Here is a 17816-nt window from a genome sequence, read left to right on the forward strand (position 1 = left end):
TGGGGGGGCGGGGGGGCCCCGGCGCCCGCCCCCCCCCTCCGCGGGGTTCCGGTTCCGGGCGGCGGCGCGGCCCCGCCCCCGGGCGGGGCCCGCGCCCGGCGCAGCAGGGTCCGGACCCGGGCCATCAACTCGCGCGGGCTGTACGGCTTGGTCATGTAGTCGTCGGCGCCGAGGTCGAGCCCGAGCAACAGGTCGTCCTCGGTGCTGCGGGCCGTGAGCATCAGCACCGGCAGTTCACGGGACTCGGCCCGCAGCACCCGTATGACGTCGAGGCCGTCGGCCCTCGGCATCATCACATCGAGTATCAGCAGGTCCGGCTCGTGCTGCCGGACCCGTTCCAGGACGGACAGACCGTCACGGGCGTGCGTGACGGTGTGTCCCTCGCGTTCCAGATAGCGACGGATCAGTTCGGCCTGTTTGTCGTCATCTTCGGCGACCATGACTTCTGCGCACACGTCGATGATCGTAGAGGAGGTACGACGATCGGACCGGTGCGCTCCCCGCTCACTCGTCGACCGACCGACCGGGGACGCGTCGTCACTCCGCGGCGAACACGCCGATCCCGTTGGCGACCATGCGCTCGGAACCGTCGGTGGGATGGTTGCGCACCGACGTCCTGCTCGCGCCCGAGGCCCGGGTCGCCAGGGTCGTCGAGCCGCCCCCGTCGAGGTTGAACCCGTCCTCGGCGCCCGCGTCCCGCAGTACCCGGGCCAGTTCCGCCACGGTCAGGCCCTTGCGGTAGGCCGTCGCCCCGTCCACGGCGAACAACAGCAGTTTGCGCCCGCCGCCGGCGATGCCCACCGCCGTGCGCACCGCCGAGGCCGCGGTGTCGAGCCCGGCGAGCGGAGTGCCGCCGCGCAGGACCGGGAACCCGCCGATCGCGAACCGGTACGACACGTCCGCCACCGACGGGACGAGTCGGTGCCGTACCGTCACCGCGTCGCCCACCGACAGCTTCCGCAGCCGCCCGGCGCCCTCCTCCCGTCCGACCAGGACCGTCGTTCCCTCGGGAACGCGTCCGCTGCCCGGCACGTCGGCGGTCTTGACGACCTCGCCGCCGCGCACCGCCACCTCATGGGTGTCCTCGCTGCACGGCGCGCCCCGACTGGTGTCGCTGCCGCAGGTCGCGCGGAGTCGGGAGCGGCTGCCCCAGTCGGGGGTGAAGGCCCCCACGGAGCCGACCTTGAGCGCGTACTGGTTGAGTCCGTGCAGCTTCACCGTGCCGTCCGGTGTGGTGAACGCCCCGTCCAGCCGGAGCCGGTCCAGCCGGGCCCGGCCCGTGGTGTCGACACCGAGCACGTCCTCGGGGCTGGTGCCGGACGGCAACGACGGTCCGAAGCGCTGCTTGCGGGGGACCGCGGCCTTCAGGGCCCGTCCCTGGGCGATGGCCGGGCCGACCGGTGCGTAGGTCGGTGACACGCCCGGATGCTGGGCCTCGGAGATGTTGAAGAAGTCGCCGTTGACCCCGGCGACGGCGCCCGCGGTGTTCGCCAGTGAGGACACGGTGGCCCGGGCGCCGACCACCGACGGGTACAGCAGCCCGACACTGACCCCGGGGGCACCGAGGTCCACGGTGACCAGGTGTCCGTGCGTCACCCCGCGCGGGGTCTCGATGTCGTAGTGACGGTACGTCACCCCGCCGGCGACGCGTTGGGTCACCCCCAGCGAACCGTGGGCCCCGGGCGGCGCGCCGCGCACCGCGCCCGCGAGGGCCCTCTTCGACGGCGCCCGGTCCGCGGCCTGGGCGCCGCTGGCCGGAGCCGCGGCGGACAGGGCAGTGGCGGTCAGCGCGGTGCAGGCGAGGTACGCCGTCCACAGTGCCCTGACCCGGGCGCGCTCTCCGGCGGACCCGGACCGTTCGGCGCGAGGCCGTCGGCGGGGTCCGGTCGCCCGTCCCGTACCGCGTTCTGTCACTGCGCGTGCTCCCTTCGCTGGTCACCCGTCCAACTTCCGCCCGGTGGAACGGGCTTCGGTCGGTGAGCGAGTCCATCAGAAGGGTCGGTGACAGTGGGGGATCACCTCCCCGCGCTACGCGAACGGATCAGAAAACACACTCCTTCGGGTGCTTCGGGGGCACCCTCCACCGCTCCAGCCCTCCCTCCTGCCGGCGATCGGACGGGGGAGCGGCGGTCGGCTGCGGTCGCGCGGTGCGGTGGGACGGTCAGGGGATGCGGGCCACGGCACCCCACCCCACGTCGGCCGCGATGCCGAGGGTGCTGCCGTCGGGCCGCCAACGGGGCATCGGGACCAGCCCGGGCGCCACCAGGTCCAGCCCTTCGAAGAAGCCGGCGATCTGCTCGGGCGTCCGCAGGAGGTACGGGACGCCGCCGGCCGCGGCGTAGTGGTCGTTGGCCGTGGCCAGTGCCGGCAGCCGGGAACTGGGCGCAGTGTGGCTCAGCACCAGACAGCTGCCCGGGGCGACCCCGTCGACCAGCCGCCGCACCAGCGCGTACGCCTCGTCGAGATCCGTGATGTGGCCGAGCATGTCGCTGAACACCAGGGCCGTCGGCTGCCGGGCGAGGTCCAGCGTGCGGGCCGCCTCGGTCAGCACCCGCTCCGGATCGCGGACGTCCGCGTGGACGTACGCGGTGGCACCCTGCGGGGTGCTGTCCAGGTACGCCGCCTGGTGCACGGTGACCAGGGGGTCGTTGTCCACGTACACCACGCGGGCCGTGCGGTCGGCCGCCTGGGCGATCTCGTGGACGTTCGGCTCGGACGGCAACCCCGCGCCCAGGTCCAGCACCTGGCGCAGACCCGCCTCGGTCACCGCCCACCGGACCGAGCGCCGCAGGAACTGACGGCTCGACAGGGCGAGCTCCCGGATCTCCGGCACCTCCGCCGCGAACGCCTCTCCGGCGACCCGGTCGGCTTCGTAGAAGAGGTGGCCGCCCTGCCAGAAGTTCCAGATGCGCGCCGAGTGCGGGACGCCGGTGTCGACGCCGGTCGGTGCCTCGCGCGGCGGAACGGGCTCGGTCATGGTGCGGCTCCTCGGGGCGGCGGCCGCTCGTTCCTCACGTGCGCCGGACATCACCTCATGCAGCCATATTGCGGGCCGTACGACTTGCGCGCATCGTGGAGGTATGGCCGACCAGGAGCGCCCCGAGTCCCGGTCGGGCCCTCAGCAGGGCGGACGCCCGGCGGACCGGCCGCGCACGCTCGCCAGATATGTGCAGGCGGGCCCGGAGGGCCCCCGGCAGGCACGGGCGCACGTCCGCGCGGCGCTCGCCCGGTGGCACGTGGACCAGACGGTCACCGAAACGGCGACCCTGGTGGCCTCCGAGATCGTCACGCACGCGGTCCTGCACTCCGGCGCCGTACCGGGGCGCGCCGCAGTCGAGCGGGTCCGCTGCCAGGTCGAACACTGGCAGCGGGGCGTCGTCCGCGTCACCGTCCACGGACCGCCGTGCAGTTGCCTGCCCGGTCCCCGTCCTGCCGCCAGCGCCGAGAGCGGCGGTGACCCGGTGCGTGACCTGCGGGAATACGCCCGGGGACTGGAGGTCGTGGTGGCCCTGTCCGATGCCTGGGGCGCCCGCCAGACCGACTCCGGCCAGACGGTGTGGGCCCAGTTTTAGGCAGGGCTGCCCGACGCCCTGCACGGACCGTGCCGGCCAGGGAGTGCCGACACGGTCAACATGGCATATGCGGAATTGAAGACTTCTGCAATTCGTGGGCAGAAGAAAGGGCGTGCCGGGCTCAGCCGGGTTGCCCTCCGCCGTACCGGGGGTCCGTCCAGCCGCCGTCGCCCCCATGGGAGGGGTACGGGTCGTCGGGGTGGAGCGGGAAGTGCGCGGAGCCGGCACCGTACTCCTCGCCGGGGCCGCCCGGGGGCATCGGCTCCTCGTGCCCGTACTCCTGGGACGGTGCCGCGGCCTGGGGTTCCAGGGGACCCTGCCACCGGTGACTGTGGGCCGGGTGCGCGAGGTGCACCTGGGTGTGCTGCACCGCGTGCTGCTGGTACGCCGCCCTCCCGTAGACCTGACCACCCATCCCGGAGTGCGGCTGCGCGTACGGGTGCGGGCGAGCCGGTGCGGCCTCGTGGCCGGCCCCCTGGACGTAGCCGTGGGCCGGCGCTTGCGGTGCGGTGGTGCCGGCAGCCCCGTACGGCGCGGAGGTGCCGGGCTGCTCGGCGGGCCAGGGCTGCCCGGTGGCCGGAGCATCGGACTCGGTGATGAAGTCCCCGGCCCGGGAACCGGTTCCGTCGGCCTTTCCGTCGGCCTTTCCGCCGGACGGGGGCTCGGCTTCCGCGGCCGGCCCGTCGCCGGGCAGCAGCACCTCGATGTGCTCGGCACCCGACTTGCGCTGCTGCTCCGCCCACTCCTCGATCTGGGCCCGGCACGCCAGGTCGAGGTGGGTCACGGCATGGGCGTCCACCACGACGCGTGAATCGCCCACGACCGAGTCCAGCGCACGGATCAGCCGGATCAGCCGCAGGAAGGTCGCGTTGCCCCTGAGCACCAGACGGGTCGCGTCGCCCTCGCTGACCCTGCGCACGGACAGGTGGGACATGCGCAGGGCGGTGAGCACGATGGCGACGGCCAGACCACCGATGACACCGTCCAGCAGGTCGGTGACGACGATGGCGCCCGTGGTGACGAACATGACCAGACCCTCGCCCCGGTCGGTCCGCCACATCTTCAGGAACGACGGCGGGTTGAAGAGCTTCCAGCCCGCGTGGAGGAGCACGCCGGCGAGGATCGTGACCGGGATCAACCCCAGCAGGCCCGGCAGCAGCAGCCCGAAGCCGAGCAGCCAGGCGCCGTGCAGGATCCGGGAGACCTTGGTGGTGGCGCCGGCCTGGAGATTGGCGGCGCTGCGGACGATGACCGCGGTCATGGGGAGTGCGCCGAGGAATCCGCAGAGGGTGTTGCCGACGCCCTGGGAGAAGAGTTCGGCGTTGTACTTGGTGCGCGGGCCGGTGTGCATGCGGTCGACGGCCGCGGCACTGAACAGGCTCTCCGCCGAGGCGATGACGGTGAAGGTGACGACCATCGTCAGGACCTTCGGGTCGGTGAGCCCGTGGAAGTCCGCGAGCCCCACGAAGTCCACCGCGTCCAGCAGATTGCCGACTTGGACCTTCTTGACGTCGAACCCGGGCAGCGCGGCGACCGCCGAGCCCAGCACCACCGCGATCAGCGGCGCCGGCACCTTGCCGAGCGGGTCGGGAACCTTCTTCCAGAGGAAGCAGATCACCACGGCCATCGCGCCCAGGGCGAGCGCCGCGCCCTTGCGGGAGTCCCCCAGGACGTCGGCAGCGAGGTCGGGGAGCCCCGCGATGTTCTTGAGGGCGGTGCCGAGTTGTTTGGAGTCGACCAGGGCGTAGGTCTGGCTGAGGATCAGTGGCAGACCGATGCCGGCGAGCATGCCCTGCACCACGGACAGTGAGATCGACTGGAAGACCCGGCCCAATTTCAACAGCCCGAGCGCCATCTGGAGGACGCCGCTGACGAGCACCACGACGCCGAGCAGGCCGACCCCGTGCTCCGTGGTGAACTCCAGGACCAGTACGGCGAGTCCGGCGGCCGGTCCGCTCACCTGGAAGGTGCTGCCGGGCAGGAAACCGACCACCAGGCCGCCCACGATGCCCGAGATGATGCCCAGGGACACGGGTACGCCCGACGCCGCCGCGACGCCGATGCACAACGGCAGCGCGACCAGGAAGACGACCACTGACGCCATCAGGTCCGCGCCGAGGGCGGCCGGGGACAACGACCCGGACGGATCGCCCGCGGTCGATCCGCCGCTCCTGCGCGCGTGCCGTCCCGCACCGGGACGTGTTCGTTTTGACGACACCGTGTTCCTTTCGCTGCGTCGTGCACGTCGACGAGCCGTGCGGCTCCCCCGGGCTCGTGCCGGGTGCGCGGACGCATGGGTGGGAGGGAGTGCGTTTCCGCTGCCGCCCCGCAGGGTTCGCCCTTCCCGTGGGCGTCTGAGGTCGTCGAGGAGGGCGCCGGGCGGGCCCGTCGACCACGTCGGGCCCGCCCGCGGTGACGCCTCCGGTCCTCCGGGGCGGACCGGTGGTCGCCGCACGCCGCGCTCCCTGTCGAGCGGCTGGGACAACTGGGGTTCCTGAGGCGTCCGGACGGGCACCTCGGGCCGGATCATGCGCCGGTGGTGTGAGCCGTCGGTGAGATCACGGTGAGAGCGGCCTCATGGGGCCGCGGGTTCACCCCCGCCCGGTGTGCTGCCGCCTCCCGCACACAAGGCGAAGCGCACGGTCGACTCCCTGAGCGTCGTGCCTGGTCACAGCCCTGATGTTCGCCCCGGTACGGGCTCGCGCCGCGCGTCCCGAGAGCCAGGGATGCCCCCGCAGAAACCGCCGGGCACGCCGATTCGTAGATATGAAGAATTTTGCAATTGACTAGTTGGAGTCTGTTGCGGAAGCGGATGTGAAGCCGCCTGTCGGCCCGGGCGGGGCGCCCGGGGGCACCCCGCCCGGGAGGGTCAGAGCTGACGGAAGTAGACCGTGAACGGGTAGGGAGTGCACCCGAGCGCCTCGTACAGGGCTCGGGCCGGTGCGTGGAACCGGTCTCCTCCGGTGCCGATCTCGACGACCTCGGCGCCGAGGTCGCGCATCCGGTCGAAGGCGTGCGCGCACAGTGCCGTGCCCATGCGGTGGCGCCGGTGCCGGGCCACGACGGCGAGGAGCGTCACCTCGCCCTTCTTGCGGGCCGGGTCGACGTTCCACGCCACGTAGCCCGCGATGTCGGCTCCGACTTCGGCGACGGCGACGTACGCGTGTCGTTCGGGTGCGTGGAGTCCGGCGACCTGTGCGCGGTAGTCGTCGCGCCAGGTGCCGTGTTGAACGGCGAAGACGGCCTCGCCCACCGAGGGACGGAAGGACTCCTCGTAGAACGGCCGGAACGTGTCGATGGTCAGTGCGGTGAGTGGTGCCAGGTCGTGCTGGGTGAATGCGCGGATGAGCACGGAGCGTGCCTCTCGGGCTGAGGGCGTGATACCCGGGCGGGACAGGGGGCATCGGTCGGCCCGCTCCCTGCCACGGGATCGGCGGTGAGCCGGCCTCCTCAGTGACGCGTACGCCAGGCGTCGAAGCACTCCATGCTGCGCATCGTAGCGGCCGGCGCGTGTTCCGAACACGTCAATACCCGGAACCGTACGCCGCCGTTCAGTCGTCTCCCGGGCCGGACGGGCGCCTCGCCCCGTCTCCGTCTCCCCGGGCAACAACGGCTCCGGCACGTCCCACGGTGCCTCCGCGGGATCTCCCCGCTGCGGGGAGTCGGGGACGTCATGCGGCCCGCATGCGAGCATGGCACCAGTACGGGCGACACGGAGAACGGGGTGAGCGGGCGGTGAACGCGGCAGTACCGCTGTATCAGGCGAAGGCGGAGTTCTTTCGGATGTTGGGGCACCCGGTGCGCATCCGGGTGCTGGAACTGCTCCAGGACGGGCCCAAACCGGTTCGCGAACTGCTGGGTGAGATCGAGATCGAAGCGTCCAACCTGTCACAGCAGTTGGCGGTCCTCCGGCGCTCCGGCATCGTGACGGCCACCCGCGAGGGGTCCACGGTGGTCTACGCGCTGGCGGGCGGGGACGTGGCCGACCTGATGCGCGCGGCCCGCCGCATCCTCACCGAAATGCTCGCCGGGCAGCACGAGTTGTTGACCGAGCTACGCGCCGCCGAGGTGCGGACGGACGTTCCCTGACTGCCGGTTCGCCGGGGTGCCCCTCCAGGACCTGCGCGAAGTCCCGTTCATCCGGCAGCCGGGCCGGTCCTCCACGCCGTCCACCGGCCTCGGCGGGCCCCGACGCCGCCTCCCGGCGCAGCGCTAGAGGGGGAGGGTGATCCAGATGCTCTTGCCCCGCCCGTCGGCGTCGCCGCGCAGCACCGCCGTGCCGCCGAGGCCCATGGTGAGCTCCACGACGGTCGCCAGACCGCTGCCCGGACCACCGGCGAGCGAACCGTACAGGGCAGGTTGATAGGGGTGGCGGTCATGGACGGCGAAGGCCAGGGCATCGGCGCTGGCCACGTAGGTGACCGTCACCGTCGGTGAGAGCGCGGCGGCGTGTCGAACGCTGTTGGTGACCAGTTCGGACACGATCAGCAGCGCCGGGTCGACGCTCGGATGACGGCAGTCGATGCCCCACTCCACCAGCACCAGTTCGGTCATCTCGCGTACCGTCCGCACCGATTCGCCCGTCGTGGGCAGCACCAGCACGTGCCGCAGCGGCCAGTGCTCGGGAGGCGTGGTCCTCACCGTTCCGCCGTCCGGCACGGGCACCGCGGGCCCGGCATCGTCACAGTGCCCTCCTCGTCGAGGTCGCAGGGGCCGCAGGCCACACGAGGGCGGCCCCGGCCGCCTCGTGGAATCCGGCCCGGCAGCCCGGTCCTGTACGGCAGGGAAGCCATGATGTAGACAATTGCAGAACTCCGCAATTCCCGGACCGGCCGTGCCGGGACACACGTCGACCACGGGACGCCCCGTCCGCCGTCACCGGGCGCCGACCGCAGCGGGGCACCCGAAAAATGGGTGCGAGAGGCAACAGGTCGGTGCCAGGCTGCGCCGATGAACCACGAACAGATCTCCCGGATCGCCCACACCCACCACCCGGTCAAGGCCCCGCTCGACGACGAGTCGGTGCACCGGCTCCTGGACCGCGCGATCCCCCGCGAGGACGCCCGGGTCCTCGACCTCGGCTGCGGCCCGGCCGAGTGGCTGCTGCGCGCCCTGGCCAGCCGCCCCCGACTGCGTGCCGAGGGGGTCGACGTCTCCGCCGACGCGCTCGCCCAGGCCCGTGCCGCCGCCGCCGACCTCGGCGTACAGGACCGCTTGACCCTGCACCGCAGGCCAGCCGAGGAGTTCGCCCCGGACCACCCCTTCGACGTCGTGCTCAGCGTCGGGGCCACCCACGCCTTCGGCGGACTCCTCCCCACCCTCGCCGCCACGCGCGAACACCTCGCCCCCGGCGGACACGTGCTGGTGGGGGACGGCATCTGGCAGAGCGAACCCACCCGGGAGGCCATCGAGATGCTCGGGGACTTCGCCGACCTGGCCACCACGGTGGACCTGGTGACCGCCGACGGCTGGACACCCGTGCACGGCCATGTGAGCACCCGTCGGGAACTCGACGACTACGAGTGGGCGTGCTGGGGGACGCTGGCCGCGTGGGGCCTGGACCACCCCGACCACCCCGACGGCGCCGAGGCCCTCGCGACGGCGGCCACCCGACGCGCGGAATGGCTGCGCGTCTACCGGGACACCTGGGGCTTCCTCAGCCTGGTGCTGCGCCGCACCTCGGACTGAGCAGCGGCCACCGCCCCCTCCGCGCCCGTTCCGACGGGCGCCCGACCCGCGTTGTCAGTGCTCGCACCTAGGTTCGTACCCGTCCCGCCGATCCGGCGCGGACGTCCCTGTGGTGTGCGGAGGAGATGGCGCGTTGTCAGATCGGGAGAGGTCGAGTACGGCGCGGGTGGTGCCGCCCGCACGGCCGCGCAAGCTCGCCAAGGTGCCGTTCGTCGAGTTGGCCGACCGACGCGTGCAGGGCGTGGTGTCCAGCGGCTCCGACATCGGGCGGGTGTACGTCTCGTCGGTCACGGCCGGCACCTACGCGTTCGCCTGTAGCACCAACAACAACCGGCCCTGCGGCGGGGCGCGCGGCACCTACTGCAACCACATCCGCGCGCTGTTGGTCGAGGCCGTGCTCCAGTACGGTGCCGAACGCGTCGCCCGCTACCTGCGCGTGGACGCCACCGGTGACGAGCTCACCGCACAGACCCTCACCACGGCGATGAGCGGCACCCGCCCCCCGCAGGGCGACACCACGGCCGCCGCACCGGTCTTCAGCCGCTTCCTGCGCCACCTCGCCTACCTGGAACTCGATCCGACCACCGTCCCGGTGCCCGAGATGCAGTGGTTCCCGCCGACCAGGGCGGTGGCGTGATGCGTGTCGACGTCCTCAGCGAACCGATCGCCGGGCTGGACGAGGCCCTCACCGCCGTCGACGGCTTCGATCGCGCCCTCGTCGCCGGCCTGCTCCGCCCGCCGTCCGACCGGGCCGCCGGCGTGACGGCTCTCGCCCACGCCCTGGGCGGGACGCCACTGGCCGCGCGCGTCACCGAGGCCGCCGCCAAGACCGTCGCCGGAGCCGCCGACGAGGAACACCTCCTCACCCTGGCCGCCGCCCGCAGCGCACTGCTCGGCTCCGTCCACGACGCACTCACCAGCCGCGTCGACGAAGCGATCGGACGGCCCACCGGCGAGAGCTCCTTCCCGGCACCGGGCGAACCGCTGGCGGCGAACCTCCTCGCAGCGGCCCGCTCCTGGCTGTCCGAACTGGCCCGCGGCGGATGGACCGGCATCGACCACGAGACGGTCTCCGGCGCCGCCCCGATCGTCTCCGCGATGCTGCCGGTCCCTGGCCTACGGCGCCTGGCGACCCTCCTCGACGGTTTCGCCGCCGAACTCGCCGCCTCCTGCCCCGGAACCGCCCTCGAACGCGTACCCGTCCGACGCTGGGCCGACCTCTGGTCGCGCGCCGTGCTGCTGACCCTGCCCGGCGCGCTCACCCCACCGGCGACCACCCCCGCCACCGGACGGCTGCTGCCCCTCGGGATCGACCTCCAGGAACACGCGACCGCGGTACAGGCCCAGGTCCACGCGGTGTTCGAACCCGCCGACGGCAGCCCACCGCGGCTCGTCCGCGCCGCCGCGTCAGCACCGAAACCCGACACGGTCGTGGGCGCCGGAGCGTGGCAACTGCTCCGCCCGCACCTGTCGCTGCTGAACGCCGTCAGCGAGGGCCGGGCGATGGACCTCTCCGCGATGCCGCTCACCGCCGGGGGCGACCTGATCTGGAACGACGAACAGGCCCGCGCCGGCGAACCCGCCGCCCCCTTCACCACGGCCCGGGTGGTCCTGCCCACCGCGACCCGTGCGGCGACCGCGCCCCTCGACCGACACCCCGCGGGCATCGCCGTCCCCGTCCTCCTGCAGGGCTACACCGTCGAACAGGACGCCGCCGAGCCGACCTTCACCCTCGCCGGACACCGACTCGCGGTCGCCACCGACCGCGTGCCGATCGCCGGACCGCTCACCCCCGAGGCCGTCGCGGCATCGAACGCGTGCATCGGCCTGCTCCGCTGGGACGACGGCACGTACCGCGTGCAGCCGCTCGCCGTCGAGACCGCGGTCCGGAAGAAGACCGTCGCCGTCCACGCCGGCGCCTGGGCCGGCGGCACCAGCGACAAGGTCGGCGCCAGGGCCGAGAAGGCCGCGACGGACGCCGTGGCCGTGCTGCGCGAGCGCGCCGGAAAGCTGTTGCGGACATGACCGAACCCACCCCGGGAGCGACCTCCCACGACAACCGCCGGCAGGTCCTGTACTGGCGACTCCTCGCCCGACTCCTCGACCCCGAGGAACAGCCCGCACTGGAAGCGGCGAGCCTCGCCGTGGTCGACGACATCGGACTGCCGTCCACGCTCCTCGACCCGCAGGTCTCCGTCGACTCGGTCGTCCAGCGCCACCCCGAGCTCGCCGCCGAACTCGACGGCCTGATGCTCACCGCACCCGGGCCGGCAACCGGCTCCCCGGACGACGACGGTGGCGACGGCGACGGCGACCGCGACGACCGAGGCGACGACCGTGACCGGGCCGCGGAGGTACGGCGCGCGGCACTGGTGTCCAAGATCCTCCTCAACGTCTACTCCTCCGGCACCGGGCCGGTCACCGCGCAGCAACTCGCCCGCTGGCAGTCCGACGCGGGCTGGCTGGAGCGCGCGCTCGGCTGCGCCCCCGGCCAACTGCGCGCCGGCCGAGCCGCGGGGGGACCCGGAACGGGGGTCGGCCCGACCGGCACCGACAGCGCCGGAACCACCCCCGACCCCAGCCGTCTGATCCCCGAGATCGGACCCGAACTCGGCGCGATCGAAGCCGCGCTCGTACGGCGCATGCGGCTGCGCGAAGTGCTCGCCGATCCCCGGCTCGCCGGGCGACTGACCCCGAGCATGTCCCTGATCGAGCAGCTGCTGCGCGACAAGGACAACCTCTCCGGCGTGGCACTGGCCAACGCCAAGTCCCTGATCCGCCGCTTCGTCGACGAGGTCGCCGAGGTGCTGCGCACCCAGGTCGCCCAGGCCACCGTCGGCGCCCTGGACCGGTCCGTCCCACCCAAGCGGGTGTTCCGCAACCTGGACCTCGACCGCACCATCTGGAAGAACCTCACCAACTGGAGCCCCGAAGAGGAACGGCTCTACGTCGACCGGCTCTACTACCGCCACACCGCGCGCAAGACCACGCCCCAGCGACTGATCGTCGTGGTCGACCAGTCGGGCTCCATGGTCGACGCGATGGTCAACTGCACCATCCTGGCGTCGATCTTCGCGGGACTGCCCAAGGTGGACGTCCACCTGATCGCCTACGACACCCGGGCCCTCGACCTCACCCCCTGGGTCCACGACCCGTTCGAAACCCTGCTGCGCACCCGACTCGGCGGCGGAACCGACGGCACGGTCGCCATGGCACTGGCCGGCCCGAAGGTCGCCGAACCCCGCAACACCGTCGTCGTGTGGATCTCGGACTTCTACGAGTGGCAGGCCGAGCCGCTGTTCGAGAGCATGACCGCCCTCCACCGCTCGGGAGTCAAGTTCATCCCGGTCGGCTCGGTCAGCAGTTCCGGTCGCGGCAGCGTCAACCCGTGGTTCCGCGCACGCTTCAAAGACCTCGGCACACCGGTCCTCTCCGGCCACATCCGCAAGCTCGTCCACGAGCTCAAGACGTTCCTCGCCTAGAAAGGCATCCATGTCCGACCTGCTGCGCGCCCCCGCCGAGATCAAGTACGCCGAGGAGCTGGACTGGCTGGAGTCCGTCGACGACGGCCGCAAGCCCTTCACCTGGCGCCTGTCACCCAAGATGGTCCGCCTGTTCGTCCTCGGGTCCGAGCGCTCCGACGGCCTCGACCGCGAGATCTCCCCGAAGTGGTTCGGGGACCGCAGTTTCGTCGAACGGTCCATCGTCACGCTGGCCTCCGACCGCGGCCTGCTCCTGATCGGTGACCCCGGAACCGGCAAGAGCTGGCTGGCCGAACTGCTGTCCGCCGCGATCTGCCGCAACTCCACCCTGGTGGTCCAGGGCACGGCCGGCACCACCGAGGACCACATCAAGTACTCCTGGAACGTGTCCATGGTGATAGCCAAGGGCCAGTCCCGGGAGTCGATGATCCCCTCGCCGATCATGACCGCGATGGAGTCCGGCGCGATCGGCAGGTTCGAGGAACTGACCCGCTCCACCAGCGACGTGCAGGACGCCCTGATCTCGATCCTGTCGGAGAAGTACCTGTCGGTCCCCGAACTGGACAGCGACAACATCGTGTTCGCGAAGCCCGGCTTCTCCGTGATCGCCACCGCCAACAGCCGCGACCGCGGAGTCAACGACCTGTCCTCCGCGCTCAAGCGCCGCTTCAACTTCGTCCGCATCCCCGTGGTGACGAACAAGAAGAGCGAGGCGCAGATCGTCCGCTTCCGCACCGAGGAACTGCTGCGCCGCCACCAACTGGAGCTGGAGGTGCCGCCCACCCTGCTCGACGTGCTGCTGCGCAGCTTCGCCGACCTGCGCGCCGCCTCCGCCGCGGCGGCCAGCGACGACGAGCGGTTGGAGTCCGCGCTGTCCACCGCCGAACAGATCGGCGTACTGGAGGACGCCGTCCTGCACGGCACCTTCTTCGGTGAGCGCGCACTGACGGCCCGCACCCTCGCCTCCTCGCTCGTGGGCTCGCTGGCCCGACGCGAACCGGAGGACCTGGCCATCCTCAACAAGTACCTGCACGGAGTCGTGGAGCCGCGCAGCAAGGAGGAGGGCGGCCAGTGGAGCCCGTTCCTGGAGGGCGGCCGCGACGCGATCGCCACCCTGTCGTGATCCCCGCACACGAGGGGACCGGATTCGACGCGCTGCGCACCCAGATGCAGCAGGCCGCTGCGGCCTTCGCCGACGGCCCCGACGCCCTGGAGGGCATCCTCCTCGGAATCGTCGACGACGTCGACCGCGCGGTCCGCGAACCACTGGAGGTCTTCCCCGTCTGCCACCACTCGCCGGCCTCCGCGACCGCGATGGCCCGGCGGCTGCGCGAGAAGCAGCCCAGGGTCGTGTACGTGGAACTGTGCGAGGACATGGCCCCCCTCCTGACCGAGCTGCGCAACTGCACGCTGCCGGTCGCGGTGCAGGCGTTCGCGAGCGAAGTGGACGGTTTCCCCGCCGCGTGGGCACCGCTGTCCGTGGTCGCCCCGCTCACCGAGGCGTCGGCCGAGTACCAGGCGATCGCCTACGCGCTGGACACACCCGACGTCGAACTGGTGCTGGTCGACCGCTCCTCGGACCACGTGTACCAGTGGCAGGCCCGCGACCACCGCACCCCGGGACCGGGCCCCGCCGACGCCTCACCCGCCGACGAGGAGGCCGCGCTGCACGGTGACGCGGTCGGGGTGAAGATCGGCGACCTCCGTCCGCGCTTCGCCGAACTGGAGGAGCACCTGCTGCACCACGGGCGGGTACGCCACTGGTCGGAGTGGTGGCACCAGTACGTCGAGGTGCCGCTCGGCGACAGCGATCACCACACCTACCGCCAGGTCATGTTCCTGATCGGCAGCCTGTTCCGCCGGCTGGCCCCCGGCGATCCGGAGCGGCTGCGCGTCGACGAGGACCGCGAACGGTACATGTGGACGCGGATGCGCGCACACCTCGCCGCCTCCGGGACCGATCCCGCGGACTGCCTCTACGTCTGCGGGGCCTTCCACGCGGCCAGCCGGGTCGCGGAGTTCGGTGTCCACGGCGCCGACGGCTTCGAGATCGGCCCCCGCACCGCGACCCCGTGGAGTTACGGCCTCATCCCGTCCAGCCACGCGGCGATCGAGGCCCAGTTCGGGCTCGCCGCGGGTTCCGTGTCGATCGCCGCGACCCAGTGGGCCAAGAACCTCCGCCGCACCCGGGTCCGTCCCTTCCGGCTGGCGGGACAGGCGGGACCCCGACAACCGGGGCAGCCCCGCAAGCCGCCACCGACCACCCCCGGAGCCGGCGACGCGCTCCCGGACCAGCTCTCCGGCTTCCTCCGGCGCCCGCCCGTCCTCGACGGACTCGACGAGGCCGAACTGCTCGGCTGGTCCGTGGAGATCGTGCGCTCCGCACGCCGCAACGGATACCTCGCCTCCACCGCCGACGCCATCGCCGTGTTCGAGACCTCGATCCTGCTCGCCGGCATGCGCGACCGGGCCAGACCCACGCCCTACGACTTCCAGGACGCGGCGATCACCTGCATCGAGAAGGACATGGTGCCCGGGCGGCGCGACGTGCGCCGCCTGGTGGAGATCCTCATGGGCGGCGACCGGATCGGCCGGGTCGGCTACGACGCGCTGCCGCCGCTCGCCCGGGACGTCCACGACCGGCTCGCCCCCCTGGGGCTGAAACCGGAACGCCGCGGAGTGCAACGGGCCCTGCTGGACATGACCGCGCGGCCGGAGCTGGAACGGTGCTCCGACGTGCTGTGGATGCTGCACCGACTGATGCCGCAGGGCGCCGCCCGACCGATCATGGGCGAGCGCCGCCTCGGCGAGCGACCGATCCAGGAGTCCTGGGACCTCGCCCTCGGCACCCATCAGCGGGCACTGATCCAACTCGGCTACGAGGGCGTCAGCATCGAGCAGGTCCTGGAACAACGCCTCCGCCGCGTCGCCCACGACCCGCAGGCCACCACGGCGACCGTCCTCGAAGCCGTCGAGGACGCCACGCTGTACCTGCCCGGCCACCGGCTCGCCGACGAACTGGGTCGGCGTGCCCTGGAAGTCCTGGCGACCGAGCGCAGCGTCGACGGCGCACCGGAGGTACTGCGCCGGACACGTCGCCTCCTCGGGCACTACCGGACCGCCCGCCCGACGCTGCCGCCGTGGATCGAGTCCTTCGTCACCACGGGCTACGCCCACTACTGCACCCTGCTGCCCACGGCGTCCACCGCCGAGGACGCGACCGTCCGGCAGGTCTCCGCGATGCTGGGCTTCCTGTTCGGCATGGAGGGCCTCGCCCTCTCGTTGGGCTGTGACCGCCACCAGTTGGAGCTGGCGATCGCCCAGTCCCATCCGCAGGAGCCCGCCAAGGTGGCGCTGCTGTGGGCGGCCGAGGTGCACCTGGGGCGGACCTCCCGGGCCGAACTGCGCGCCCGCTGCGACGGCCTGCTGGACAACCCGCTGGTGGTGCCGTCCTACCCGCACTACCTCAGCGGGCTCCTGCACGCACTGGAACCCGTGCCGCAGCTCGCCGACTTCGTCGTCGAGGCGGTGTCGAACGCGTTCGCCCGGCTACCGGACCCGGTGCTCCTGCCCTGGCTACCGACCCTGATCAGCACCCTGCGCGCGGGCGGCACCGAACTGGCGCCGTTGCTGATCCGCGAGGCGGGGCGGACCTTTCCGGGCAAACTCTCCGCCCTGGACGCCTGGGTGCCGCCGTGGCAGGGCACTCCGGCGGCCCCACCCGTGCTGCCGCCGCCGCACGGCGGGGCATCCCTGCTCACCGCCCACCCGGCGACCTGCGCCGCGATCGCGGCACTCCTGGGCTGCGACGGGCCGTGGGAGCCGGCCGACCCCGCCGGAGCGGAGCTCATCGCCCGTCACCCGGACACGGCGAAGGCGCTGGGAGCGTTGCTGACGACCGGCTGAGAGCGGCGCTGGCGACGCCGGAACATGCGCGGCGGGGGGTCGAGTGGGGGGACCCGGCCCCGCCGTCCGGCGGCGGCCGAGATTTGTAGCATACTCAGCGGGAATTCGACACGACCGTGAATGCGGGGGGCCACTGTGACGTTCGAGGCTGCCGTCCTGAGGGACGTGCGCGGGGGAGGCGCCGGACGCCACAGACCCGTGCCACCGGTGCGGCGGGACCGCGCCGGATGAGTGACGGTTCCGGCATAGCCCTGACGACCCCGTACCTGGACACCGACGCCGACCAGCTCTGCTTCTCCCTCGACCAGCGTCCACGTGACGCCCTCGCGGTGCGCGAGCTCACGGTCAGCGGCATCGAGGTGCACCTCCGCTTGCTGGGCGCGTCCCACCAGGTGTTCGCCGGCCCCGTCCGGGAGACCGTGGCCTGCCTGCCCGGTGCCACGGGGGGCCTGCCCGACACGGTGCGCGCGTTCGACGGCTGGGAGTACCGATTCGGCGCCCGGGTGCGGGACTTCACCCCGGAGGAGTTCAGCGACGAGGTGGCCTGGGTCCGCCGGATGTCCGACACCCACCCCCGCGCGCTGTACGGGATCTTCCCCGGCGCCACCGAAGCAGTCACGGCACTGGTCGTGGACCCGCTCGCCGCGGGACTGAGCTGGCGCACCTGGCACACCTATCCGCAAAGCCGCCGGATCGTGGCGACGCACACCCGACTTGAGGCCCGATGAAGACCGCACGCCGCATCAGCGCGACGCTCCTCGCCACGGTGGCCCTCGCCGCCTGCTCCGACAGCTCGGAGCCGACCAACGCCGTCCCGTACCAATGGATCACCCAGCAGTACACGCTGGTGCCCGTCGGCTACGTCGACAAGCAGGACCTGCCGTCGGAGGTCGCCGACGAGATAGACGACCACACCTCGGCACAGGACGTGGACACCACGGGTGACACGGTCTTCCTCCGCTACCGGGACGACATCGTCGCCGTCGCCCCCTACCAGCGGGGCAGTCAGATCGAGATCGCGGACTATCGCACCGGATACCAGCGGTGGAGCGGAAAGCTGCCCTCGCAGTGGCCGCACCCGGACAGCAACGAATTCCGCGGCGGGGGCCCCGGCGCCGGCAAGTAGCCCACCGCCGCCCGTCCGAGCCCCTCAACGACCCCAGCGAAA

At 72.3% G+C, this 17816-nt stretch carries 16 protein-coding genes; 10 read left to right on the forward strand and 6 right to left on the reverse strand.

Annotated features, from left to right (window positions below):
- The 3 genes from ACFWIA_RS18135 to ACFWIA_RS18145 all read right to left on the reverse strand — a co-directional run.
- On the reverse strand, positions 1 to 440 hold a 440-nt coding region (locus ACFWIA_RS18135), incomplete at its 3' end, for a response regulator transcription factor (RefSeq protein WP_387006053.1).
- 97 nt (positions 441 to 537) lie between these two features.
- On the reverse strand, positions 538 to 1698 hold the full coding sequence (locus ACFWIA_RS18140; protein ID WP_387006056.1) for a phosphodiester glycosidase family protein: 1161 nt from the start codon (positions 1696 to 1698) through the stop codon (positions 538 to 540).
- A 463-nt stretch (positions 1699 to 2161) separates the two neighbouring features.
- Positions 2162 to 2977 carry an SAM-dependent methyltransferase gene (locus ACFWIA_RS18145; RefSeq protein ID WP_387005896.1) on the reverse strand — a complete coding sequence of 272 codons (816 nt, stop codon included), beginning with the start codon at positions 2975 to 2977 and terminating at the stop codon, positions 2162 to 2164.
- A gap of 103 nt (positions 2978 to 3080) precedes the next feature.
- Here ACFWIA_RS18145 and ACFWIA_RS18150 point away from each other — a divergent pair, with 103 nt between their 5' ends.
- Entirely contained in the window at positions 3081 to 3572 is a 492-nt protein-coding gene (locus tag ACFWIA_RS18150) for an ATP-binding protein (RefSeq protein WP_387005899.1), read from the forward strand.
- Between the two features lie 121 nt (positions 3573 to 3693).
- Here the strand turns inward: ACFWIA_RS18150 and ACFWIA_RS18155 are convergent, their stop codons facing one another.
- Both ACFWIA_RS18155 and ACFWIA_RS18160 read right to left on the reverse strand, forming a co-directional pair.
- Complete coding sequence (locus tag ACFWIA_RS18155) at positions 3694 to 5790, reverse strand: SulP family inorganic anion transporter (protein WP_387005901.1); 2097 nt, start codon at positions 5788 to 5790, stop codon at positions 3694 to 3696.
- 651 nt (positions 5791 to 6441) lie between these two features.
- Positions 6442 to 6924: a GNAT family N-acetyltransferase gene (locus tag ACFWIA_RS18160; RefSeq protein WP_387005904.1), complete on the reverse strand. Its 483-nt coding sequence runs from the start codon at positions 6922 to 6924 to the stop codon at positions 6442 to 6444.
- A 383-nt stretch (positions 6925 to 7307) separates the two neighbouring features.
- Here ACFWIA_RS18160 and ACFWIA_RS18165 point away from each other — a divergent pair, with 383 nt between their 5' ends.
- A complete protein-coding gene (locus tag ACFWIA_RS18165) occupies positions 7308 to 7661 on the forward strand; it encodes an ArsR/SmtB family transcription factor (protein WP_385493757.1) in 354 nt (117 codons plus the stop codon).
- Between the two features lie 123 nt (positions 7662 to 7784).
- Here ACFWIA_RS18165 and ACFWIA_RS18170 read toward each other — a convergent pair whose 3' ends face one another.
- A complete protein-coding gene (locus ACFWIA_RS18170) occupies positions 7785 to 8213 on the reverse strand; it encodes an ATP-binding protein (protein ID WP_387005907.1) in 429 nt (142 codons plus the stop codon).
- A 309-nt stretch (positions 8214 to 8522) separates the two neighbouring features.
- Between ACFWIA_RS18170 and ACFWIA_RS18175 the strand changes: the two genes are divergently transcribed.
- The 8 genes from ACFWIA_RS18175 to ACFWIA_RS18210 all read left to right on the forward strand — a co-directional run bounded on the left by ACFWIA_RS18175 (position 8523) and on the right by ACFWIA_RS18210 (position 17774).
- Entirely contained in the window at positions 8523 to 9260 is a 738-nt protein-coding gene (locus ACFWIA_RS18175) for an SAM-dependent methyltransferase (RefSeq protein WP_387005910.1), read from the forward strand.
- Positions 9261 to 9393: 133 nt separating this feature from the next.
- Positions 9394 to 9897: a hypothetical protein gene (locus tag ACFWIA_RS18180; protein ID WP_387005913.1), complete on the forward strand. Its 504-nt coding sequence runs from the start codon at positions 9394 to 9396 to the stop codon at positions 9895 to 9897.
- Positions 9867 to 11285: a hypothetical protein gene (locus ACFWIA_RS18185; protein ID WP_387005916.1), complete on the forward strand. Its 1419-nt coding sequence runs from the start codon at positions 9867 to 9869 to the stop codon at positions 11283 to 11285. Before ACFWIA_RS18180 ends, ACFWIA_RS18185 begins: the two co-directional genes overlap by 31 nt.
- Complete coding sequence (locus tag ACFWIA_RS18190) at positions 11282 to 12742, forward strand: VWA domain-containing protein (RefSeq protein ID WP_387005919.1); 1461 nt, start codon at positions 11282 to 11284, stop codon at positions 12740 to 12742. Before ACFWIA_RS18185 ends, ACFWIA_RS18190 begins: the two co-directional genes overlap by 4 nt.
- Before the next feature lie 10 nt (positions 12743 to 12752).
- Complete coding sequence (locus ACFWIA_RS18195) at positions 12753 to 13865, forward strand: AAA family ATPase (protein WP_387005922.1); 1113 nt, start codon at positions 12753 to 12755, stop codon at positions 13863 to 13865.
- A 44-nt stretch (positions 13866 to 13909) separates the two neighbouring features.
- Positions 13910 to 16648 (forward strand): DUF5682 family protein, encoded by a 2739-nt coding sequence (locus ACFWIA_RS18200; RefSeq protein ID WP_387006059.1) that lies wholly within the window; start codon positions 13910 to 13912, stop codon positions 16646 to 16648.
- 227 nt (positions 16649 to 16875) lie between these two features.
- Positions 16876 to 17376, forward strand: coding sequence for a DUF2617 family protein (locus tag ACFWIA_RS18205; RefSeq protein WP_387005925.1), 501 nt, complete (start codon positions 16876 to 16878; stop codon positions 17374 to 17376).
- Positions 17373 to 17774: a DUF4247 domain-containing protein gene (locus tag ACFWIA_RS18210; protein WP_387005927.1), complete on the forward strand. Its 402-nt coding sequence runs from the start codon at positions 17373 to 17375 to the stop codon at positions 17772 to 17774. Before ACFWIA_RS18205 ends, ACFWIA_RS18210 begins: the two co-directional genes overlap by 4 nt.
- Positions 17775 to 17816: the final 42 nt, after the last annotated feature.

The sequence above is a fragment of the Streptomyces sp. NPDC127068 genome (assembly GCF_042724695.1).
Taxonomy (GTDB): Bacteria; Actinomycetota; Actinomycetes; order Streptomycetales; family Streptomycetaceae; genus Streptomyces.